This window comes from Micrococcus luteus (assembly GCF_014138885.1).
Lineage (GTDB): Bacteria > Actinomycetota > Actinomycetes > Actinomycetales > Micrococcaceae > Micrococcus > Micrococcus luteus.
The window spans coordinates 1,735,673-1,755,784 of record NZ_JACJIK010000001.1 but is presented as its reverse complement, the minus strand read 5'-3'; the positions used below and the strand labels follow the sequence as shown (position 1 = coordinate 1,755,784).

The 20,112-nt window shown below is 72.2% G+C and carries 18 protein-coding genes and 2 pseudogenes; 8 read left to right on the top strand and 12 right to left on the bottom strand.

The window, feature by feature from the left end; all coding sequences use genetic code 11:
• Positions 1 to 6 precede the first annotated feature (6 nt).
• Genes HDA34_RS08175 through HDA34_RS08155 form a run of 5 tightly spaced genes read right to left on the bottom strand, consistent with a single transcriptional unit; the run spans position 7 to position 7,249 of the window.
• Positions 7 to 1,188, bottom strand: coding sequence for an acyl-CoA dehydrogenase family protein (locus tag HDA34_RS08175; protein ID WP_087113629.1), 1,182 nt, complete (start codon positions 1,186 to 1,188; stop codon positions 7 to 9).
• Between the two features lie 46 nt (positions 1,189 to 1,234).
• Positions 1,235 to 2,086: a CoA transferase gene (locus HDA34_RS08170; RefSeq protein ID WP_044658735.1), complete on the bottom strand. Its 852-nt coding sequence runs from the start codon at positions 2,084 to 2,086 to the stop codon at positions 1,235 to 1,237.
• On the bottom strand, positions 2,083 to 4,260 hold the full coding sequence (locus HDA34_RS08165; RefSeq protein WP_044658734.1) for a 3-hydroxyacyl-CoA dehydrogenase NAD-binding domain-containing protein: 2,178 nt from the start codon (positions 4,258 to 4,260) through the stop codon (positions 2,083 to 2,085). The genes HDA34_RS08170 and HDA34_RS08165 overlap by 4 nt, the downstream gene beginning before the upstream one ends.
• Before the next feature lie 46 nt (positions 4,261 to 4,306).
• The gene (locus HDA34_RS08160; RefSeq protein ID WP_036336657.1) at positions 4,307 to 5,521 is read right to left on the bottom strand and encodes an acetyl-CoA C-acetyltransferase; all 1,215 of its coding nucleotides are present in this window, start codon (positions 5,519 to 5,521) and stop codon (positions 4,307 to 4,309) included.
• Positions 5,522 to 5,566: 45 nt separating this feature from the next.
• On the bottom strand, positions 5,567 to 7,249 hold the full coding sequence (locus HDA34_RS08155; protein WP_134377508.1) for a long-chain-fatty-acid--CoA ligase: 1,683 nt from the start codon (positions 7,247 to 7,249) through the stop codon (positions 5,567 to 5,569).
• Positions 7,250 to 7,467: 218 nt separating this feature from the next.
• Here HDA34_RS08155 and HDA34_RS08150 point away from each other — a divergent pair, with 218 nt between their 5' ends.
• The 3 genes from HDA34_RS08150 to HDA34_RS08140 all read left to right on the top strand — a co-directional run bounded on the left by HDA34_RS08150 (position 7,468) and on the right by HDA34_RS08140 (position 11,540).
• Positions 7,468 to 8,073, top strand: a complete 606-nt coding sequence (locus HDA34_RS08150; RefSeq protein WP_041104679.1) for a TetR/AcrR family transcriptional regulator — start codon at positions 7,468 to 7,470, stop codon at positions 8,071 to 8,073.
• A 275-nt stretch (positions 8,074 to 8,348) separates the two neighbouring features.
• Entirely contained in the window at positions 8,349 to 8,915 is a 567-nt protein-coding gene (locus tag HDA34_RS08145) for a DinB family protein (RefSeq protein ID WP_010080071.1), read from the top strand.
• A 93-nt stretch (positions 8,916 to 9,008) separates the two neighbouring features.
• A complete protein-coding gene (locus HDA34_RS08140) occupies positions 9,009 to 11,540 on the top strand; it encodes an HAD-IC family P-type ATPase (protein ID WP_134377509.1) in 2,532 nt (843 codons plus the stop codon).
• Positions 11,541 to 11,546: 6 nt separating this feature from the next.
• On the opposite strand, the gene HDA34_RS08135 is transcribed toward HDA34_RS08140, so the two are convergent.
• Entirely contained in the window at positions 11,547 to 12,368 is an 822-nt protein-coding gene (locus HDA34_RS08135; protein WP_134377510.1) for a hypothetical protein, read from the bottom strand.
• Between the two features lie 124 nt (positions 12,369 to 12,492).
• Here HDA34_RS08135 and HDA34_RS08130 point away from each other — a divergent pair, with 124 nt between their 5' ends.
• Entirely contained in the window at positions 12,493 to 12,945 is a 453-nt protein-coding gene (locus tag HDA34_RS08130; RefSeq protein ID WP_051050163.1) for an acyl-CoA thioesterase, read from the top strand.
• Positions 12,946 to 12,984: 39 nt separating this feature from the next.
• On the opposite strand, the gene HDA34_RS08125 is transcribed toward HDA34_RS08130, so the two are convergent.
• The 3 genes from HDA34_RS08125 to HDA34_RS08115 are packed head-to-tail and all read right to left on the bottom strand — an operon-like array spanning position 12,985 to position 15,043.
• Positions 12,985 to 13,620, bottom strand: coding sequence for an energy-coupling factor transporter transmembrane component T family protein (locus HDA34_RS08125; protein WP_129867287.1), 636 nt, complete (start codon positions 13,618 to 13,620; stop codon positions 12,985 to 12,987).
• On the bottom strand, positions 13,620 to 14,381 hold the full coding sequence (locus HDA34_RS08120) for an energy-coupling factor ABC transporter ATP-binding protein (protein ID WP_049147549.1): 762 nt from the start codon (positions 14,379 to 14,381) through the stop codon (positions 13,620 to 13,622). Before HDA34_RS08120 ends, HDA34_RS08125 begins: the two co-directional genes overlap by 1 nt.
• Entirely contained in the window at positions 14,378 to 15,043 is a 666-nt protein-coding gene (locus HDA34_RS08115; protein ID WP_044658727.1) for a biotin transporter BioY, read from the bottom strand. The genes HDA34_RS08120 and HDA34_RS08115 overlap by 4 nt, the downstream gene beginning before the upstream one ends.
• Positions 15,044 to 15,342: 299 nt before the next feature.
• Between HDA34_RS08115 and HDA34_RS08110 the strand changes: the two are divergent.
• Positions 15,343 to 15,534 (top strand): annotated as a pseudogene (locus HDA34_RS08110) (DJ-1/PfpI family protein); the annotation flags it as partial.
• 177 nt (positions 15,535 to 15,711) lie between these two features.
• On the top strand, positions 15,712 to 16,536 hold the full coding sequence (locus HDA34_RS08105) for an aldo/keto reductase (protein WP_233437106.1): 825 nt from the start codon (positions 15,712 to 15,714) through the stop codon (positions 16,534 to 16,536).
• 121 nt (positions 16,537 to 16,657) lie between these two features.
• On the opposite strand, the pseudogene HDA34_RS08100 reads toward HDA34_RS08105, so the two are convergent.
• From HDA34_RS08100 to HDA34_RS08090, 3 genes and pseudogenes are all read right to left on the bottom strand, one after another.
• Positions 16,658 to 16,894: pseudogene (locus HDA34_RS08100) on the bottom strand (ISL3 family transposase); the annotation flags it as partial.
• Positions 16,882 to 17,889 (bottom strand): IS481 family transposase, encoded by a 1,008-nt coding sequence (locus HDA34_RS08095; protein ID WP_182496704.1) that lies wholly within the window; start codon positions 17,887 to 17,889, stop codon positions 16,882 to 16,884. The pseudogene HDA34_RS08100 and the gene HDA34_RS08095, both read right to left, overlap by 13 nt.
• 207 nt (positions 17,890 to 18,096) lie before the next feature.
• Positions 18,097 to 18,462, bottom strand: coding sequence for an ArsR/SmtB family transcription factor (locus tag HDA34_RS08090; protein ID WP_044658723.1), 366 nt, complete (start codon positions 18,460 to 18,462; stop codon positions 18,097 to 18,099).
• Positions 18,463 to 18,544: 82 nt separating this feature from the next.
• Here HDA34_RS08090 and arsB point away from each other — a divergent pair, with 82 nt between their 5' ends.
• The gene (gene arsB / locus HDA34_RS08085; protein ID WP_036381392.1) at positions 18,545 to 19,636 is read left to right on the top strand and encodes an ACR3 family arsenite efflux transporter; all 1,092 of its coding nucleotides are present in this window, start codon (positions 18,545 to 18,547) and stop codon (positions 19,634 to 19,636) included.
• 23 nt (positions 19,637 to 19,659) lie between these two features.
• Positions 19,660 to 20,088: an arsenate-mycothiol transferase ArsC gene (locus tag HDA34_RS08080; RefSeq protein ID WP_002855764.1), complete on the top strand. Its 429-nt coding sequence runs from the start codon at positions 19,660 to 19,662 to the stop codon at positions 20,086 to 20,088.
• The last annotated feature ends 24 nt before the right edge of the window (positions 20,089 to 20,112 follow it).

Below are 20,112 nucleotides of genomic sequence, written 5' to 3'. Positions count from 1 at the left end.
GGGGGTTCAGAGGAAGGCGGAGTGACCGGTGAGGCCGCGGCCCACGATCAGCGAGTTCACCTCGTAGGTGCCCTCGTACGTGAAGATCGCCTCGACGTCGCAGAAGAACCGGCCGAGCCCGACGTCGGCGAGGATGCCGTTGCCGCCCATCATCTGGCGGCCCAGCGCGGCCGACTCGCGGCACATCTGGGAGGTCTTCAGCTTCACCAGGGAGGCCTGCGTCATGGACACCTCGCCGGTGGCCTCCAGCTGCACCGCCCGGTGCGCCATGCCCAGGGTGGCCGCCAGGTTGGCCGCGATCTGCACGAGCAGGGACTGCACCAGCTGATGCCCGGCGATCGGCCGGCCGAACTGAGTGCGCTCCAGCGCGTAGCGGCGGGCGGCGTCGAGGATGCCCTGCTGCGCGCCCACGGCCTGCCAGCCCAGGCCGTTGCGGGAGCCCAGCAGGATCACGTTGGTGTCCGCGAAGGTGTTGGCCTTCTCCAGCTTGTTCTCCGCCGGGATGCGCACGTCCGTGAAGGTGATGTCCGCGTTCTGGACGATCTTCACCGCGGTCTTGTGCTCGATCTTGGTGGCCTCGTAGCCGGGGGTGTCGGTCTCCACGATGAAGCCCTTGACCTGGTCGTCCTCCTCGTCCCGGGCCCACACGATCGCGATGCGGGACATGGTGCCGTTGCCGATCCACCGCTTGGCCCCGTTGATCACCCACTCGTCCCCCTCTCGGCGGGCCGTGGTGGCCATGCCGCCGGCGACGTCGGAGCCGTGCTCCGGCTCGGTCAGCGCGAAGCAGCCGGTGTACTCCATCGCGTACAGGCCCGGCAGCCACGTCTGCTTCTGCTCCTCCGAGCCCAGGGCCTCCAGGGTGGCCCCGACGAGGTCGTTGTGCAGGGCGAAGTACACGCTGAGGGAGATGTCCGCGCGGGCCAGCTCGGCCATCAGGTGCCCGCGGAACAACGGGTCCTCGGTCATGCCGCTGATGTGGTTGTAGCCCAGCTCCCCGACGCGGCGGGCGATCTCGTGCGGGAACTCGTCCCGGCTCCAGGCCTCCGCCACGTGCGGGGTGACGATCTCGGCCAGGGCGGCGCGGATCTCCGTGAGCTCCTCCTGCTGCTCGGGCGTCAGGAGGCGGTGGTACTCGAGGACGTCGACGTCGATCAGCGAGCGGGTGCGGGAATCCGTGGTGGTCATGAGGGGCTCCTGGAGGTCGTTCGAGGGGGGTGCTGAGTCGTGGGGGTCAGGCGGTGGGGCTGGCCAGGGCGGTGAGCGGGATGCCCCGCTCCTCCCCCCATGCCTGCCAGTGGGCGGCGTCGTGCCGGGAGAGGGCCTCGGTGAGCTGCGCGCGGACGTCCCCGTCCGCGTCCAGCCCGAGGCCCTCGACAAGCGCGGCCGCGAAGTGCGGCTCGAGCGCGCCGACGGCCACATGGCCCTCGGCCGCCGGATACACCCCGTAGTGGGGCAGGGCCCCGCCCAGGGGGCTGCGCGGGCCCGTCATGCGGTGCCGGTTGGGCAGGGCCAGGGCGTGCGCCGCATCGGCGAGCGCCACCGTGGCATGCCCGCCGTCCCCGTCCGCGCCGCGGGCCCACAGCAGGGCCAGCGCGGCGGAGACGGCCCGCTCGGCACCGTGCAGATCCGCCGCGAGGATCCGCGGTGGAGCCCCCGGCGCCAGCAGGCCCGCCGCGGCCTGGTAGTTGATGTCATGGCCTGGCACGTCCGTGCGGTCCCCGTCGTATCCGGTGATGTCCACCTGGCAGATCCGCCGGTGGCGGGCGCGGACGGCGTCGGCGTCCAGGCCCAGCCGGCGCAGCGCCCCGGAGCGGTGGGAGGTGAGGAACACGTCCGCCTCGGCCAGGATCTGCTCCATCTCGGCAGCCCCGGCCTGGGACTTCATGTCCACGGTGCGCACCGACTGCCCGCGGTGCAGCTCCTCGTAGAGGGCCGGCACCAGGGTGGCCACGGGGTCCCCGCTGGGCGGGAGCACCGTGACGATGTCGGCGCCCAGCTCCTGCAGGCGGGCCGCGGCGACGGGCCCGGGCAGGTTCAGCGCGATGGTCACCACGCGCACCCCGGCCAGCGGTGCGGCGCTCATCGGCCCGGCCCCTCGCCTCGCTCGGCCAGCTGCCGGAGGGTGCCGCCGGGACGGAACCGCTCGCCGTAGCGGTCGGCCAGCTCGTCGGCGCGGGCCACGAACGCGGCCGGTCCGCCCTCGCGGTGCGTCATGAACGTCACTGGCCCACCGGTGTGCGGCGGGAAGCCGATGCCGAACACGCCGCCGAGGTTCGCCGAGGGGGCGTCGGTGAGGACGCCGTCGTCGAAGCAGCGGGCCGTCTCGATGGCCATGCGGTACAGCAGGCGGTCCTGCAGGTCCTGCTCGGGCACGTCCGCCCCGGTGGCGAAGTGCTCGGCCAGGCCTGGCCACAGGTGCTTGGGGCCCTGTTCCGGGTACTCGTAGAAGCCGGCGCCCTGAGCGCGGCCCGGGCGGCCGAACTCGTCCACCATGCGCTCCACCACGCGCTCGCCCGGACGCACCGGACGCTCACCGCCGGCCTCGGCGACGGCCTTCTCCTCCTCGCGGCGGATGTGCTGGATCAGGGTCAGGGAGACCTCGTCCATCATGGCCAGCGGGGAGGCCGGGAAGCCGGCGTGGCGGGCCGCCCGCTCGATCCGCTGCGCGTCCACGCCCTCCTCCACGAGGGCCGCGGCCTCGAGCACGAGCGTGCCGTAGACGCGGGAGGTGTAGAAGCCGCGCCCGTCGTTGACCAGGATGGGCAGCTTGCGGATCTGCTGCACCAGGTCGTAGGCGCGCTCCACCGTGCGCGGGGAGGTCTGCTCACCACGGATGATCTCCACGAGCTTCATCCGGTCCACCGGGGAGAAGAAGTGCAGGCCGATGAAGTCCTGGGAGCGCTCCCGCGGGCCCTGCAGCAGGGTGATCGGCAGCGTGGAGGTGTTGCTGCACAGCAGGGTGTCCGGGCCGACCACCTTCTCCACCTCGGCGAACACCGAGTCCTTGAGCTCGACGTCCTCGAACACGGCCTCGATCACCGCGTCCACGTGCGCGAGGTCCTGATAGTCCTCGGTGGGCTGCACGCGGGCCAGGACGGCGTCGGCGTCCTCGCGGCTCATGCGCCCCTTCGCCACGCGCCCCTCGAGGAGGGCGCCCACCCGCTCACGGCCGCGCTCGGCGGCCTCCAGGCTGACGTCCTTGAGCATCACGTCCACGCCGTTGAGCGCGAGCGCGTGGGCGATGCCCACGCCCATCATCCCGGCGCCCAGCACCGCCGCCGTGGTGATCGTGCTGCGCTCGCGGGAGGGACCGCCCAGGGCCGCGCCGGAGCGCAGCGCCTGCATGTCCGAGTGGAACGCCTGGATCATGGCGGAGGAGGTGTGGCCCGTCACGAGGGACACGAAATACCGGGTCTCGATGCGCGAGGCGGTGTCGAAGTCCACCTGCGAGCCCTCCACCGCGGCGCTGAGGATCGCCTTCGGGGCGGGCAGGTCCGCGCCGTGGAGCTGCCGGCGCAGGGTGGCGGCGAACGCGGGCAGGCGGGAGGCGAAGGAGGCCTGGGCGGGGGTGCCGCCGGGGATCCTGAAGCCCTTGACGTCCCAGGGCTTCGCGGCGGCGTCGGCGTCGTCGCGGTGCTCCAGGATCCAGCGCTTGGCGGCGGGCACCAGGTCCGCGGGGTCGGTCACGACCTCGTCGATGATCCCCTTCTCCATCGCGGCCCGGGCGTCGCGGGCGGTGCCCTGCAGCAGCCACTCCATCAGGGCGCGCTCCACGCCCACCATGCGCACCAGGCGGGTGATGCCGCCGCCTCCGGGCAGCAGGCCCAGGGTGACCTCCGGGAGGCCGACCTTCAGCCCCGGGTCGTCCACGGCGATGCGCCGGTGGCAGGCCAGGGCGATCTCCAGGCCGCCGCCGAGCGCCGTGCCGTTGATCGCGGCGACCACGGGGCGGCCGAGGGTCTCGAGGCGGCGCAGCTGGCCCTTGACCCGCTGCGTCAGCGCGAACACAGACTCCACGTCCTCGGGGCCGGCCTGGGCCAGGGAGTCCAGGTCGCCGCCGGCGAAGAAGGTCTTCTTCGCGCTGGTCAGGACGACGCCGGTCACCGTGTCCCGCTCCGCCTCCAGGCGGTCCACGACGGCGTCCATCGCGTCCTGGTACCGCTCGTTCATCGTGTTGACCCGCGCCTGCGGGTCGTCCATGGTCAGCGTGACGACGCCGTCGGCGTCCTGGTCCCAGGTGATCATGTGCTCACTCATGCCGGTGCTCTTCCTGCCGTGCTGGTCGGTCGGGTGGGTGGGGCGCTCAGACGCGCTCGACGATCGTGGCGACGCCCATGCCGGCGCCGATGCAGAGCGTGGCGATGCCGGTCCGCAGGTCGCGCCGCTCGAGTTCGTCCACGAGGGTGCCGAGGATCATGGCGCCGGTGGCCCCCAGGGGGTGGCCCATGGCGATCGCGCCGCCGTTGACGTTGGTCTGCTCCTCGGTCCAGCCCATCTCCTTCATCAGCAGCAGCGGCACGGCCGCGAACGCCTCGTTGATCTCCACGAGGTCGATGTCCGCGGCGGTCATGCCGGCCACCTCGAGGGCCTTGCGGCACGCCGGGGTGGGGCCGGTGAGCATGATGGTGGGCTCGGAGCCGACGACGGCGGCGGAGACGATCCGGGCCCGCGGACTCATCCCGGCCCGCCGGCCGGCCTCCTCGGAGCCGATCAGCGTCAGCGCGGCGCCGTCGACGATGCCCGAGGAGTTGCCGGGGTGGTGCAGGTGCTCGATCCCCGCCAGCGAGCTGTACTTCTCCAGCGCCACGGCGTCGAAGCCCGCCTCCCGGCCCAGCGCCTCGAAGGAGGGCTTGAGCGTGGCCAGGGTCTCCACGGACGAGTCGGGGCGGATGGTCTCGTCCCGGTCCAGCACGGTCATCCCGTTCATGTCCGTCACCGGGACCACGGAGCGGGCGAACCGGCCCTCCTGCCACGCCGCCGCAGCACGGCGGTGGCTCTGCGCGGCGAAGCGGTCCAGCTCTGCGCGGCTGAATCCCTCACGGGTGGCGATCAGGTCCGCGGAGACGCCCTGCGGGACGAAGTCGGTGGCCAGGGAGGTGGCCGGGTCCATGGCCCACGCGCCGCCGTCGGAGCCCATGGGCACGCGGGACATGGACTCCACGCCGCCGGCCACGAGCAGGGACTCCCAGCCGGAGCGGATGCGGGCGGCGGCCTGGTTCACGGCCTCGAGCCCGGAGGCGCAGAACCGGTTCAGCTGCACGCCGGCCACGGTCTGCGGCAGGCCCGCCTTGAGGGCGGCCACCCGGGGCAGGACCGCGCCCTGGTCGCCCACCGGGCTGACGCAGCCGAGGATCATGTCCTCGATGTCGGCGGGGTCGAGCCCCTCATGGCGGTCGCGCAGCGCGTGGGTCAGGCCGACGACGAGGTCGATCGGCTTGACCTCGTGGAGGGAGCCGGAGGGCTTGCCGGCACCGCGCGGCGTGCGGAGGGCGTCGTAGAGGAAGGCGTCCTGGGTCACGGGGTCTCCTGGGGTCGGGGTGGGTCTGGGGAGGTGGCGGGCCGGTCAGCGGCCGGAGGTGAGGGCGTCGGCGTAGTCGGCGCGCAGCTTGCGCTTGTTGACCTTCCCGACGCCGGTCCGGTCGATCTCCGTCACGAAGCGGACCTCGTCCGGCAGCTGCCAGGTGGCGAAGCGCTCGGCGAGTGCGGCGAGGACGGCGTCCTGGTCGACGTCGGAGTCCTCGTCCCGCACCACGAGGGCCAGAGGACGCTCCTCCCACTGGGGGTGGGGGACGCCGATCACGGCGGCGTCGCGGACCCCGGGGACGGTCATGATGTGGTTCTCCAGGTCGATCGAGGAGATCCACTCGCCACCGGACTTGACCACGTCCTTCAGGCGGTCGGTGACCTTGAGGTAGCCCTCCGGGGAGAGGTAGCCCAGGTCCCCGGAGCGCCAGTAGCCCTCGTCGTCGAAGCCGGCCTCGGTGGCCTCGGCGTTGTCCGCGTAGGAGGTGGTCACCCAGGGCCCGCGCAGGCGGATCTCGCCCACGTTCTCCTCGCCGGGCGGCAGCAGCTCGCCCAGGGGGTCGGTGATCTTCACGTCCACCCCGACGACGACGAGGCCCTGGAACCGCTTGAGGTTCCACCGCTCATCCTCGGAGAGGGTGTCCATGAGGCTCGGCTTCATGCGGTTGAGGGAGACGATGGGCGAGGTCTCCGTGGCGCCGTAGGCGTGGATGACCTCCGCGCCGGTGAGCTCGTCGAAGCCGCGCATCATGGCCACGGGGGGCTCCGTCGCGCCGCACAGCAGGCGCACGCCGTCCATCCGTGGGGGCGTCTCGAGGGTGCGGAGGTGGTGGAGCATCGGCATGAGGATCGCGGGGGCTGCCGGGGCCACGGTGACGCCGTGGTCCACGAGGGTGGAGGTCAGCCACGGGGTGTCCGTGAGGTTGAACCGGCCCGGCAGCACCAGGCGCGCGCCCACGGCGACGGCGGCGAACGGCAGGCCCCAGCACTGCGCGTGGAACATGGGGGTCAGCAGCAGGGCGGTGTCCGCCATGGTCATGCCCAGGGTGGACACCACGGCGTGCGCGTGCAGCCAGGTGGCCCGGTGCGAGTAGAAGACGCCCTTGGGACGGCCGGTGGTGCCCGTGGTGTAGCAGGCGCCGGAGGCGGAGCGCTCACTCACGTTCGGCAGGTCCGCTGTCTCGAGCGGCTCCTGCCCGTCGAGGAGGGCCTCGTAGGAGAGGACGTCGCCGCGACCGGCCCAGTCGGCGGGGAGCTCGCCGTCGCCGGCCACGATCCAGCGGATGCCCCCGGGCAGGTGCGGTTCGAGCGCGGCGGCGAGCTCCAGGAGGGTCTCGTCCACGACGATCGTCCCCACCTGCGCGTGGGTGATCACGTAGGCCAGGTCCGTGGGCGCCAGGCGCAGATTGAGCTGCACCATGGTCGCGCCCAGCAGCGGGACGGAGAAGTAGGACTCGAGGTGGCGGACGTCGTTCCACAGCAGCAGGCCGACCCGGTCCCCCGGCCCGACGCCCTCGGCGCGCAGGGCCGCGGCCATGCGGCGCACCCGCTCCCACACGGCCGCGTAGGTGGTGGTCTGCCACGGGGAGCCGCCGCCGCGGGTGTGGATGATGTGCTGATCCCCGAAGGTCCGGGCGGCGTCCCGCAGGAGGCGGGTGGTGGTGAGCTGCTCGTCGTCGCCCATGGTGGACGGGGTGCCGAGGACGGTGTCGGTGGTCTGCATGGGTCCCCCTGGGAGGTGTGGTGGTCGCGGAGGCGGGCGGCAGTCATCTGTGACATGCCTCACTGGGCGTGTGTTGCACACTCAAGCACGATGTTGCACTAGCGTGCAAGAAGGGTGCGAGGGTCGTTTCGATCCCTGCCGTAGGGTTCAGCGAGCCCCCGCATCCTCGTCTCCCGACCACGGGCCATCCCATCCGCCGACCCAGCCCCGAGGACCCGATGAACACCCCCCTGCCCTTCGACCAGGACGATCTCTCCTCCCCCGCGCGCCTGCGCCTGGCGGCCCTCGAGCTGTATGCCGAGCGGGGGGTCGAGATGGCCAGCGTCCGCGAGATAGCGCAACGGGCCGGCGTCGCCCCCGGGCTGGTGCGGCACCACTTCGGCAGCAAGGCGGGGCTGACCCGCGCCGTCGACGACGACGTGCTGCGCCTGATCGCCGCGACCCTCGACGAGGTCCCGCTCGTGGGCACCCCACAGGAGGTGTCCGCGGCCCGCGACGCGGCGTTCGCGGACCTGCTGGCCGACCACCCGGTGGTGGGGGCCTACGTGCGCCGCTCGCTGCTGGAGGCCGGCGGAGAGACCGAGTCCCTGCTGGAGCGCCTCGTGGACCTGACCACGGAACAGACCGAGCGCCTGCGCCGGTCCGGCTTCGCCCCGCGGCGCAGCATGCCGACGTCCGTGTTCGGCACCGTCATCCGGCAGATGGGGCACCTCATGGTCGACCCGTCGGCGGACCGCATCTGGCGCCGGATCGCCGAGACCCAGGAGGACGCCGCCGAGCAGGCGAGCCCGCGGGTGCGACTCGTGGTGGATCCGCCGCGGTGAGCAGGATCGCCTCCGACCGCGGCGGCGTCCGCGTACGCCTGCGCCGCCCAGTCCTCGCTGACCCCGACGAGCTCCTCCGGGTCCTCCTGGGTGGCCACGACGCCGGCCCGCCCGTTCCGGGAACGCCTGCGGTCGGTATGGGCGCACTTTTCAGGTGCAGAGCGACCGCACGCGTTCCAGGTCCGCGGGCGCACCCGCCCCCGCCCGCCAGCTCACCCGCCCCCGCACGCGCCGTTTCCCGAACGACAACGCGGGTGGGGCGTAGCCTGGCCGCCATGACCACCGTGTTCTACGACGACCAGGGCCGCCCCGAGCCGCCCTTCGCCGCGGGCGAGGCCGCCACCCTGCTGGGCTTCCTCGACTTCCTGCGCGCCACGATCGAGTGGAAGACGGCGGACCTGGACACGGCCGCGCTGCACCGCCGCCTGCCGGGGCACCCGTCCGCGATGACGCTCGGCGGCCTGCTCAAGCACCTCGCGTTCGTCGAGTTCTGGTGGTTCGAAGCCGTCGCCCTCGGCGAGCCCACCTCGGCGCCCTGGGTGGGCGCGGACTTCGACGCGGACCCCGACTGGGACTGGCACAGTGCGGCGCAGGACTCCGCGGCGGACCTGCGCGCCCTGTGGCAGGGCCAGGTGGAGCGGTCCCGGCAGATCGTGGTGGACCTGCTCGCGGCGGACGGCGACGACGGTGCCGCAGCCCTGGCCCGCGCCCACCGGATCCGGGAGGGGCGGGACCCGGTCTCGCTGCGGTGGATCCTCACCCACATGATCGAGGAGTACGGCCGCCACGCCGGCCACGCCGACCTGCTGCGCGAGGGGATCGACGGCCAGACCGGCGAGTGAGCCCGCCCCACCCGCGGTCCCGCCTGCGGTCGCACCCGGGTTCATCCCCTCGTCGGATGCCCGGCCCCGCACCGGCTGGGTAGATTCTGTGCCATGGCCTCCCCCTCCCCTGCGTCCGCGCACCCGTCCGCCCCCGAGAGCGGGACGGGCCTGGGGTTCACCGGGGTGGAGGGGATCACCGGGCTCACCGCCGCCGAGGTCGCCGAGCGGGAGGGCGCGGGCCTGGTCAACGTCCAGTCGCGGGACACCTCCCGCTCGCTGGGGCAGATCCTGCGCGTGCACGTGTTCACGCTGTTCAACCTGGCGATCGCGCTGTGCGCCGTCGTCGTGATCCTGATGGGCCGCTGGCTGGACCTGCTGTTCTCGCTGGCGGCCGTGGCCAACGTGGTGATCGGCGTGGTCCAGGAGTACTCGGCCAAGCGGAAGCTGGACCGGATCGCGCTGCTGCACCAGGACGACGTCCTCGTCATCCGGGACGGGGCGCGCGTGCCCCTGCCGATGGCGCAGATCGTGCGGGACGACGTCGTGGTGCTGCGCCGCGGCGACCAGGTGCCCGTGGACGGCGAGGTCCTCGTCTCGGACGGCCTGGACATGGACGAGGCGCTGCTCACCGGCGAGAACGACCCCGTGCCCAAGACCCCCGGGGACGCCGTGCTCTCGGGCTCGGCCGTCGTGGCCGGCGCGGGCCTGGTGCGCGCGACGGCGGTGGGCTCGGCCTCGCACGCGGCCCGGCTCAGCGCCGAGGCCCGCCGCTACTCCGCCATCCGCTCGGAGCTGCGCGGCGCCCTGGAGACGGTGGCCCGCTGGCTGACGATCGCCCTGGTGCCGATCATCGCGGTGATCGTGCACGGCCAGATGACGGCGGTCGGCGGCTGGTCCCTCGCCCTCTCCCAGCCGCGCGAGGCCGCCCTGGAGCCCGCGCTGATCGCGTCCGTGGCGGCGGTGACCAGCATGATCCCGCAGGGCCTGGCGCTCATGACGACCATCGCGTTCGCCGTGGCCGCGCTCAAGCTGGCCCAGCAGGAGGTCCTCATCCAGGAGCAGCCCGCCGTGGAGGTCCTGGCCCGCGTGGACACCGTCTGCCTGGACAAGACCGGCACCCTCACCGAGGGCGGCGTCCGGTTCGACCGGCTCGCCGCGCCCGCCTCGGCGGACGCGTCCCCGGACGCCCACGACGACGGCGCCCCGGCCGAGGTCGGCGACGGGGCTCGGGCCGTGCTCGCCTGGTTCGGCGCGGACCCGGACGTGAACCCCACCGCGGCGGCCCTGCGCGAGCCCTTCACGGCCGTCCCGGCGGTGGACCCCGCGGCCCAGGTGGCGTTCTCCTCCGCGCGCCGGTGGTCGGCGGTCGCGTTCGGCCCGGAGGCCGGGGCCGCGGCCGGCACGTGGCTGCTCGGTGCGCCCGAGGCCCTCGTGGACGAGCGGCTCCTGGGCCCCGACGCCGCCGAGGCCGTCCGCGCCCAGGTCCACGCCGACGCGGACGCCGGCCGCCGCGTGCTGCTGCTGGCCCGCACGGACGAGCCCCTGATCGGGGATGCGTTGCCCGCCGGAGGCGTCCCGGTCGCCGTCGTGACGTTCCGCGAGAACGTGCGCCCGGACGCCGCCGAGACCCTCGACTACTTCCACGCGCAGGGCGTGCGGACCGTGGTGATCTCCGGGGACAGCCCGCGCACCGTGGCCGCCGTGGCGCGCGAGGTGGGTCTCGAGGTGGCGGGCCAGGCCTACGACGGGCGCACCCTGCCGGAGGACCCCGGCGCGCTCGCCGACGTGATGGCCGAGCACGACGTGTTCGGCCGCGTCAGCCCGGACCAGAAGAAGGCGATGGTGCAGGCGCTGCAGTCGCGCGGGCACGTGGTGGCCATGACCGGCGACGGCGTGAACGACGCCCTGGCCCTGAAGACCGCGGACCTGGGCATCGCCATGGGCAACGCGGCCCCGGCCACCAAGGCGGTGTCCCGGATGGTGCTCCTGGACGGGCGCTTCGACCGCCTGCCACGCGTGCTCGGCGAGGGCCGCCAGGTGATCGCCAACATGGAGCGGCTCGCCCACATCTACCTGACGAAGACGACGTACGCGCTGCTGTTCGGCGTGGTGTTCTCCCTGTTCGCGTGGCAGTTCCCGCTGCTGCCACGGCAGGCCTCCACCGTGGACTTCATCATGATCGGCGCACCCACGTTCTTCCTCGCCCTGCTGCCGAACCCGCGCCGCTACGTGCCCGGCTTCCTGGGGCGGGCGCTGCGGTTCGCGATCCCCTCCGGCGCGGTGATCCTGCTGTCCATGGTGGCGTTGCAGACGTACGTGCGCCTCACCGCCGACGACGTCGACCTGGCCCGCCAGCAGGCCGCGTTCATGATCACCCTGACCCTGCTGGGCCTGTGGGTGCTCAGCGTGATGTCCCGCCCGCTGAGCGCGCGCGTGGTACTGCTGATCCTGGCGATGTACGCGGTGCTGGCCGCCGTCGTGCTGGTGCCGGCCTCCCGCTGGTACCACCAGATGGAGGTCCCGCCCACGGACGTGCTCGTGGCCGCGCTGGTGATCGCGGCCGTCGGGTGCGGGCTGATCGAGCTGATCCACCAGGTGCACCGCCGCCACGTGGCGCGGGTGCTGGCCGCCGCGGGGGCGTGAGACCCCTCAGCGGCGGGCCCGGCGCACCGCCGCCCGGTAGCCGCGCCACTCCCACACCAGCACGACGAGGGCGACCAGCAGGTACGCGACGTTCCACGCGCTGAGCCGCTCCCCGGCCACCACGCCCGGGAGACGGCTGGCCAGGATGAGCACCACGAGCGCGGTGACCGCCCAGGCCCGCCGGCGGGGCGCGGCGACCCGGTCCTTCCGGAAGCCCGCGGCGTACGCCTCCGGGGAGCCGAGCTCCTCGGCCAGCGGGCGCCCGGCCACGGCCCCGCGTGCCCGCGCGCCACGGACGATCTCGGCCACCCGCGCGTCGGGCAGGTCCTTGCGCAGCCGCAGGACGCCGGCGAGGCGGCGGGCCCACGCGTCGTCGTCGAGGGCGGCGGGGGGCTCCCCCACGGGCCGGCGGGCGGCCGGGAGCAACCGGTGCGCGAGCCAGGCGAGGCCCGCGCAGGCCGGGGCGACGGCGAGCAGCCAGAACGTGCTCCCGGTGAACAGGTGCCTCTGCGCGTTCACCTCGACGAGCCACCAGGCGAGCACCAGCACGAAGGCCGGGAGGGCGACGGCGGCGACCAGCGTGGCGGCCAGCCGTGGGACGCGGGCGAGAAGCCGCTCCCAGAGGACCATCACCGCCACCCCGGCCACACCCATCAGCACCGGGGCCAGCAGCAGCCCCCACGTGTAGTCGGTGGTGAGCCCGTCCCGGAGCAGCCAAACCAGGCAGAACAGGACGGCGATGCCGGCGGAGACCGTGAAGCCGACCACCGGCACATCGCGCCAGGTGGCGTCGGGTGTGGCGGGGTCGGGGTGGGGGCGGATGGTCATCGGCCGGGTCCTTCCTGTGTGCTCCGTTGCGGATCCCTCCGGCGACCCTACGGCCTGCTCGAGCACGTCTCCGCATCGGGCGCCCTCTCTCGTGCCGGCGTCGGCGTCGCTCTACCGTGGGGCCATGGACTCCACGCTCTTCACCCGTTCGGCCGACCGCGCCGCCCACGACGACGTCAACTTCCGCACCCGCAAGTGGGTCAAGCCGGAGGACCTCAACGCGAACAACACCCTCTTCGGCGGCTCGCTGCTGCGCTGGGTCGACGAGGAGGCGGCCATCTACGCGACCCTGCAGCTGGGCAACCCGCGGTGCGTGACGAAGCTGATCTCGGAGATCAACTTCCTGGCCTCGGCGAAGCAGGGCGACATGATCGAGATGGGCCTGCGCGCCACCGAGTTCGGGCGCACGTCCCTGAGCATGCGGGCGAAGGTGCGGAACATCGTGACCGGCGAGATGATCCTGACCATCGACAAGATCGTGTTCGTGTCCCTGGGCGAGGACGGCAAGCCCGTGCCCCACGGCTTCACCGAGATCACCTACGACCGCGACCGCCTGCCCCTGGACAACCCCCTCTGAGCCAGCCCGCCACCCCACGCGGTGCGGGGGCGGGCGGCTCTAGTCGATGCCGCGGGCGGCCAGAGCGTCGCCGACGTCGTCGGCGTGCTTGAAGCTGAGCACCAGCAGCGGCAGCGCCCAGGCCCACGGCGCCATCCGCACCCCGCGGGCGGCCTGCGCATGCCGGATCTGCTCGGCCAGCGCGCGCAGGTGGCCGATCGAGGAGAGCACCAGGCCCATCGCCAGGCCCACGCGGTCGGCGCGGAACCCCGCCCGCGCCAGGCGCGGCCCCGCCCACGGGATCCGCTCGACCGGCCGCAGCACCGCCTCGGCCACCCCGGTCATGTCCGCGATCCGGGTGGTGCGCGTCAGCACCTGCGCGGTGAGCACGAGCCCGAGCACGCGCGCCACCATGAGTCCGGCGGCGAACGCGTCGGTGAAGATCCACTGCGCCGCGAACAGGACCACGTAGAAGAGCCACAGAGCGCGCAGGTCGGAGGCGATCATCGCCGCCCCACGCCGCAGCCCGAAGCCCACGAGATACGCGGTCACGGCACCCACGACGGCGGCGCCGGCCGTCCACCGGGACAGCGTCAGCAGGGTCAGGGCCAGCACCCACACCGCGAACAGGCCCGTCTTGAGGCCGGCGCGGGCGCGGTGCAGGGGCGAGTCGCCGTGGATGTACAGGGAGAGCATCAGCGCAGCTCCGCCGCCACGGCGTGGTCCAGGAAGCGCTCGTACGCCTCGACCACGTCCTCGGCCGGGCCGGTCCGCTCCACACGGCCGCCGTGGATCCACACGGCCTCGTCGCACGCACGGGCCAGCTCGAGGTCGTGGGTCACCAGCAGCAGCTGGAACCCGTCCGGGGCGGAGGGGTCTGCGGCCAGCAGCCGGTCGGCCACGATCCGCCGGTGCCGGCCGTCCAGCAGGGAGGTCGGCTCGTCGGCGATCACCAGGGACGGCCCGGCGGTCATCACCGAGCACATGGCCAGCCGCTGCGCCTGCCCCGAGGACAGGGACAGGCACGCCCGGTCCGCGAGCGCGGTGAGCCGGTGCTCCTGAAGCGCCGCGGCCACGCGCGCGGCGACGTCGTCCTGGGTCAGGCGGCGGCCGGCGTCGTCCCTGAGCGACTTCACGGTCAGCTCCACGTCCTCCCGGACGGTGGGCATGACCATCTGTGCGGCCGGGTTCGCGAACACGAAGCCGACGGTGCGGCGCAGCGCCTTCACGTCCCGGACGGCGTCCACCCCGTGCACGCTCACCTCCCCGGCGACGACGTCGGCCAGTCCGGCGATCGCGCGGGCCAGCGTGGACTTGCCGGAGCCGTTCTCCCCGATCACCGCCACGCGCGGGGCCGTGAGGGTGAGGTCCACGCCGTCGAGGAGCACGACGACGCCCTCGGGGCCGTCGGCCTCGACGCGGACGCCCGTGAGGGTGACGGAACGGTCCGGGCTCATCGGAAGGCGCGGGGGTAGGCCTTCCACAGGCCGACGATGAGGATGACGGCCACGACGAGCTTGATCAGGTCACCGGGCACGAACGGGGCCATGGAGAGGACGGCGGCGCCGAACTCCATCCCGGCGATCCCGACGAAGCCGAGCACGCCGAAGAAGTAGACCATCACGACGCCGCCGATCAGCCCGGCGACGGCCGCGCCGAGCGCGACCCGTCCGGCGCCGAGGCCGGGGCGGGCCCGGGAGGTGAGGGCCCAGAAGATCAGGCCGACGATCAGCGCGGACGGGATCCAGCCGAGGATGAAGCCGGCCGTCGGGCCGGCGAACACGCCCAGGCCGCCGCGGCCGCCGCTGAGCAGCGGCAGGCCGAGCGCCACGAGGCCGGCGAACAGCGCCATCGAGGCGGCCCCGCGCCACGGGCCGAGGATCACACCGGCCAGGATCACGGCGATGTTCTGCAGCACGATCGGGGCGGGCACACCGGCGACGGCGATCGGCGGCACCAGACCGAGGACGGCCATCAACGCGGTCATGACGGCGATGCGCGCGAGGCTGCCGCCGGCGGAACCGCGACGGGGGCGGCCGGCGTCGGTGGGGCGGTCCGCCGTCGTGGTGGCCGCGGGGCGGACGTGGCCGTCGTGGGACGAGGGCACGGAAGTGCTCATGGAGGGACTCCTGGTGCGGAAGCGAGTGCGAGGGGGCGCTCAGCCGAGGCGCGGGGCGCATGGCGAGTGCCCGACGAGTTGAACAGTGTTCAGGAGTCTACTGCAGGGGCGGAGGTGTGGGCGGCCGGGGTGCGTTCCCGGGGCGACACCGAGGCAGCGGTCGGCTTGGGCGTTGTGCTGACCGGCGATCAGCAGGAACGAGGTCTGCGGCCCGCCGAGCATCTCGCGGACCGCGGCCAGTACTGGCGAGCGGGGGCGTAAGGCGGGGTGGCCGGGCAGTCCGGGCAGGGCCATGACGTCTCGTGACCGGCCGGGCCCTGACCTCATTCCCCAGCATCCGCACCGACCTGCGCAACGCCGGCGTGAACGTGGTGGACCAAGAGGCCGCCCGAGACGGGAACCTGGCCACCAGCCGCTCACCCGATGACCTCTGCCTTCTGTTCCGCCGTGGTGGTACCGTCCAGCCCACCGGCGCCGGAAACCGCTCCTGAGCAGCCCGGTACGCCACATGGCACAGGCGGGGCTGACTACCGGCTCGACACCCGGCACCTCGGTACCCGCAACCCTCCTATAAGCCAGCACCGGCCGGGGACGCGCCGGCCCTTCGAGGATCTCAGCCCACGTCCCACCTCAGGACAACCAGAAGGAAGTGATCGCGGATGCGACGGATGACGCTGCCGAGCGGGGAGTCCATCCCTGTGCTGGGCCAGGGCACCTGGGGCTGGGGTGAGGACCCCGGCCGCCGCGGCGACGAGGTCGCCGCGCTGCACGCCGGCCTCGAGCTGGGCATGACGCTGGTCGACACCGCCGAGATGTACGCCGACGGCGGCGCGGAGGAGGTGGTCGGTGAAGCATTGGCGGGTCGCCGCGACGAGGCGTTCGTGGTCAGCAAGGTCCTGCCGTCCCACGCCTCCCGTTCCGGCACGATCGCGGCCTGCGAACGCAGCCTGAAACGCCTGGGCACCGATCGGATCGACCTCTACCTGCTGCACTGGCAGGGCCGGTACCCGCTGGAGGACACCGTCGCGGCCTTCCACCAGCTCGTCGAGGACGGGAAAATCCGATACTGGGGCGTCAGCAACTTCGACCACCGGGCCCTCGCCGAGCTGCAGGACGTGCCGGGCAGCAGCGGGCTGGCCACGGATCAGGTGCTGTACAACCTGTCGCGGCGAGGACCGGAGTACGACCTCCTGCCGTGGTGCGCCGACCACCAGCTGCCGGTCATGGCGTACTCGCCGATCGAGCAGGGCCGCATCCTTGACGACACGACGCTGAACGACGTCGCGGCCCGTCACAGCGTCAGCCCCGCGGCGGCGGCCCTTGCCTGGGTGCTGCGCCGCGACTCGCTCTGCACGATCCCCAAGGCGAGCAGCCCGCAGCACGTGCGCGACAACGCCACAGCACTGGACGTGCAGCTGACCCGCGAAGACCTGGATGCTCTGGACCGTGCGTTTCCGCCCCCGAGCGGACCGCGACCACTGGAAATGCTGTGACCCTGCCCCAGGGCGCAGCCCGGTCGGTCCGGGCGGTCCGGGCAGTCCGGGCAGCGCTCCGGTCAGCGCAAGTCTCCGAAGGACCTGCCTGTCACCTCCTCCTGAACCTGTGCACGCCAACCATCGACTCCTTTCCTCGAGCCCTGTCGGGTTCGCGGTAGGCGCTGATCATCCGCTGGCAGGTCCCCCAAGTGGCCTCGAGCCGGGCCCTCTGCTTGTCGGTGAGCAACCCGGTTCCGGCGTGCAGGGTTCGACGGGCGGAGTAGAGCGGGTCGCCCGTGCGGCCGCGGTGGCCATGCAGGTCCTGCTGGACCCGGCGGTGGCAGCGGACCAACGCGTCGCCGGCTAACTGTAGGAGGGCATGACGTTGTTGACTCGGGCCGGTGCCAACGAGGCCGGAGGAGCGTCTCCGCAGGAGGTATGAGGCCGATGGTAGTTGTAGTGGTTCACCCACACCGCCAGGGCCTCACGCCGAGCTTGCTCTGAGGTATACGGGCGGGCGTAGAGGACCTCATCGACCATCAGCCGGTTGTACCGCTCGACCTTCCCGTTATGGCGCGGGGTGTAGGGGCGGATCCGGTGATGCCGGCCCCCGAGCGAGACCACCTTCGCGGTGAAGTCCGCAGCCCGATAGTTGTTCCCGTTGTCCGTGACCACCCGGTCCACGGTGATGCCGTGGGCGGCGAAGAACGCCCTCGCCCGGCAGAAGAACCCGATCGTGGTCACCGCCTTCTCATCCTCCAACGCCTCGGTGTACGCCAGGCGGGTGTACCCGTCGATCGCCGAGTGCAGATAGGTGTACCCGACCCGCCGGCCTGCACCACGCTTGGAAGCACGGCCTGCTTCACTTTCACGTCCGTGAGCACGCCAGCCGCCCCCGTCAGGGATCTTCCCGATCTTCTTCACATCCAGGTGCACCATGTGCCCCGGCCCTCTCGCGGTGATCTTCTGGGGTCGTTGGCGCAGGTCTTCTCCGGCCGGGGTCAGGTCCCGTAGGCGGGAGATCCCGAGTCGGTGCAGCCACCGTCCCACGGTACGAAGACACACCCGGTGGCCCTCGGAGACGAGGTGGTGATGGATGCGCCGTGCGGACCACTTGCGCTCCCGCCGCAGGGCGTGGATCTGGGCGACCAGGACCGGATCGAGCTGGGCAGGTGAACGGTGCGGCCGGCTGGGCAGGTCCTGAAGGCCGGCTTCTCCCTGGGCGCGGTAGCGGGCGACCCAAGTGGCCACCGTGGGCCGGCTCACCCGGAACTCGGCGGCCACGTGTGCCTGCGGGATCCCGTCGTGCAGGTGGCGGTGGACCATCCTGAGACGGCCAGTGGGGGTCAGGGGTGCGTTAGCGTGAGTCATGAGTGGGTCTCTTCTGGCAGGTGGGTTGTTGAGGAACTTCCATCCTGCGGGAGAGGCCCACTCGTCTCATCTCAGCCCGGTACCCATGTCAAGAACCTCATGACCCACAACAGCTAACCGGACTGCGAGCGACCGGCGTTGTGGACGCAGACGACCTGGACACTGGGCCGTGCGGTCAGGAGGATCTCCAAAGTCGGCGGCGGGGGTTCAGGCGATGTCGAGGAAGGAACGGAGCTCGGCGAAGGCCGACGGCACGACGGAGTAGTGCGCCCAGCGGCCCTTCTGCTCGCGCGTGAGCAGGCCAGCGTCGACGAGCTTCTTCATGTGGTGACTCACGGTCGGCTGGCTGATGCCCAGCGGCTCGGTGAGATCACAGGCGCAGACCGAATTGCAGCCCTGAGCAGCGACATGGGACAGAAGCCGGAGACGGGTCGGGTCGGAAAGCGCCTTGAGCAAGGACGCGATCCTCTCGGCCTCGACGCTGTCGACGGGCCCCGCTGAGAGCCTGCAGCACTCCTCAGGGCCGTTCATCGTCTCGAGCCCGGCAGCTGTGATCGCGGTCGTCGTGGACATGCCCCCACCTTACATTGACAGTCATCGATGTGAAGCATAGCGTTCGCATCGATATCCGTCGATGGAAGGTTCGGCCCCCCTCATGAGTACGACCACCAAGGATGTGGAGCAGCCCCGCGTGATGAAGGAGATGTCCTTCCTCGATCGCTGGCTCCCGGTGTGGATCCTGGCCGCCATGGCAGTGGGTCTCCTGCTGGGGCGGTTCATCCCCGGCCTGAACACCGCGCTGGAGGCGGTGAAGATCGGATCCGTGTCCCTGCCCATTGCGATCGGACTGTTGGTGATGATGTACCCGGTCCTGGCGAAGGTCCGCTACGACGAGACCCGGCGTATCGGCGCGGACCGACGCCTGCTGGTGACCTCGCTGGTGCTGAACTGGATCGTCGGCCCGGCACTCATGTTCGCCCTGGCCTGGATCTTCCTGGCCGACCTTCCGGAGTACCGCACCGGCCTGATCATCGTCGGGCTCGCACGCTGCATCGCGATGGTCCTCATCTGGAACGACCTCGCCTGCGGTGACCGAGAAGCAGCCGCGGTGCTGGTCGCGATCAACTCCGTCTTCCAGGTGATCGCCTTCGGTGCCCTGGGCTGGTTCTACCTCCAGGCGCTGCCGTCCTGGCTGGGGCTGCCGACCACGTCGGCCGAGTTCTCGATCGGTGCGATCGTCCTCAGCGTGCTGATCTTCCTCGGGATCCCGCTGGTCGCAGGGTTCCTGACCCGCATCCTCGGTGAGCGAGCCAAGGGCCGGACCTGGTACGAGGAGCGGTTCCTCCCGAAGATCGGTCCCTGGGCGCTGTACGGGCTGCTGTTCACCATCGTGCTGCTGTTCGCCCTCCAGGGCGACGCGATCATCTCCGCACCGGGAGACGTGGCCCGCATCGCCCTGCCGCTGCTGGTCTACTTCGTCGTCATGTTCCTGGGGTCCTTCCTGCTCGGCCGCGCGATCGGCCTCGACTACGCGAAGTCCACGACCGTCGCGTTCACGGCCTCGGGCAACAACTTCGAGCTCGCCATCGCCGTCGCCATCGGCACCTTCGGAGTCACCTCCGGCCAGGCCCTCGCCGGCGTCGTCGGCCCGCTGATCGAAGTCCCCGTCCTCGTCGCCCTCGTCTACGTCGCCCTCGCTATGGGGCGGCGCCTGTTCCCCGGCGACACCACCGCCCCCACCCGATGACCCCACAGAAGGATCCCCTCGCCATGACCACGAAGCGCCCTTCAGTCCTGTTCGTCTGCGTGAAGAACGGCGGCAAGTCCCAGATGGCCGCCGCCCTCATGCGCCATCACGCCGGGGATGAGGTCGACGTGCATTCCGCCGGCACCCGCCCGGGCACCGCCATCAACGCCCAGTCCGCGGAGGCGATCGCCGAGGTCGGCGCGGACATGTCCTCCGCCGTCCCGCAGCCGGTCACCCCCGAGCTGCTGCGAAGCGTCGACCACGTGATCGTCATCGGCGACGAAGCCGTCATCAAACCCGTCGAGGGCATGACCGCGCCGGTCACGACCTGGCACACCGATGAACCCTCTCAGCGCGGCATCGAAGGGATGGAGCGGATGCGCTTGGTCCGCGACGACATCGACACCCACGTCCGCAAGCTCCTGACCGACCTCACCGGCACCGCGAACTGACCGCCCCGCAGCAAGGAGACTCAT

Bases quoted from the DNA above. Each gene is read 5' to 3' on its own strand.
- HDA34_RS08175 (WP_087113629.1), bottom strand. From the start codon at position 1,188: ATGACCACCACGGATTCCCGCACCCGCTCGCTGATCGACGTCGACGTC.
- HDA34_RS08170 (WP_044658735.1), bottom strand. From the start codon at position 2,086: ATGAGCGCCGCACCGCTGGCCGGGGTGCGCGTGGTGACCATCGCGCTG.
- HDA34_RS08165 (WP_044658734.1), bottom strand. From the start codon at position 4,260: ATGAGTGAGCACATGATCACCTGGGACCAGGACGCCGACGGCGTCGTC.
- HDA34_RS08155 (WP_134377508.1), bottom strand. From the start codon at position 7,249: ATGCAGACCACCGACACCGTCCTCGGCACCCCGTCCACCATGGGCGAC.
- HDA34_RS08150 (WP_041104679.1), top strand. From the start codon at position 7,468: ATGAACACCCCCCTGCCCTTCGACCAGGACGATCTCTCCTCCCCCGCG.
- HDA34_RS08145 (WP_010080071.1), top strand. From the start codon at position 8,349: ATGACCACCGTGTTCTACGACGACCAGGGCCGCCCCGAGCCGCCCTTC.
- HDA34_RS08140 (WP_134377509.1), top strand. From the start codon at position 9,009: ATGGCCTCCCCCTCCCCTGCGTCCGCGCACCCGTCCGCCCCCGAGAGC.
- HDA34_RS08135 (WP_134377510.1), bottom strand. From the start codon at position 12,368: ATGACCATCCGCCCCCACCCCGACCCCGCCACACCCGACGCCACCTGG.
- HDA34_RS08130 (WP_051050163.1), top strand. From the start codon at position 12,493: ATGGACTCCACGCTCTTCACCCGTTCGGCCGACCGCGCCGCCCACGAC.
- HDA34_RS08125 (WP_129867287.1), bottom strand. From the start codon at position 13,620: ATGCTCTCCCTGTACATCCACGGCGACTCGCCCCTGCACCGCGCCCGC.
- HDA34_RS08120 (WP_049147549.1), bottom strand. From the start codon at position 14,381: ATGAGCCCGGACCGTTCCGTCACCCTCACGGGCGTCCGCGTCGAGGCC.
- HDA34_RS08115 (WP_044658727.1), bottom strand. From the start codon at position 15,043: ATGAGCACTTCCGTGCCCTCGTCCCACGACGGCCACGTCCGCCCCGCG.
- HDA34_RS08105 (WP_233437106.1), top strand. From the start codon at position 15,712: ATGACGCTGCCGAGCGGGGAGTCCATCCCTGTGCTGGGCCAGGGCACC.
- HDA34_RS08095 (WP_182496704.1), bottom strand. From the start codon at position 17,889: ATGACTCACGCTAACGCACCCCTGACCCCCACTGGCCGTCTCAGGATG.
- HDA34_RS08090 (WP_044658723.1), bottom strand. From the start codon at position 18,462: ATGTCCACGACGACCGCGATCACAGCTGCCGGGCTCGAGACGATGAAC.
- arsB (WP_036381392.1), top strand. From the start codon at position 18,545: ATGAGTACGACCACCAAGGATGTGGAGCAGCCCCGCGTGATGAAGGAG.
- HDA34_RS08080 (WP_002855764.1), top strand. From the start codon at position 19,660: ATGACCACGAAGCGCCCTTCAGTCCTGTTCGTCTGCGTGAAGAACGGC.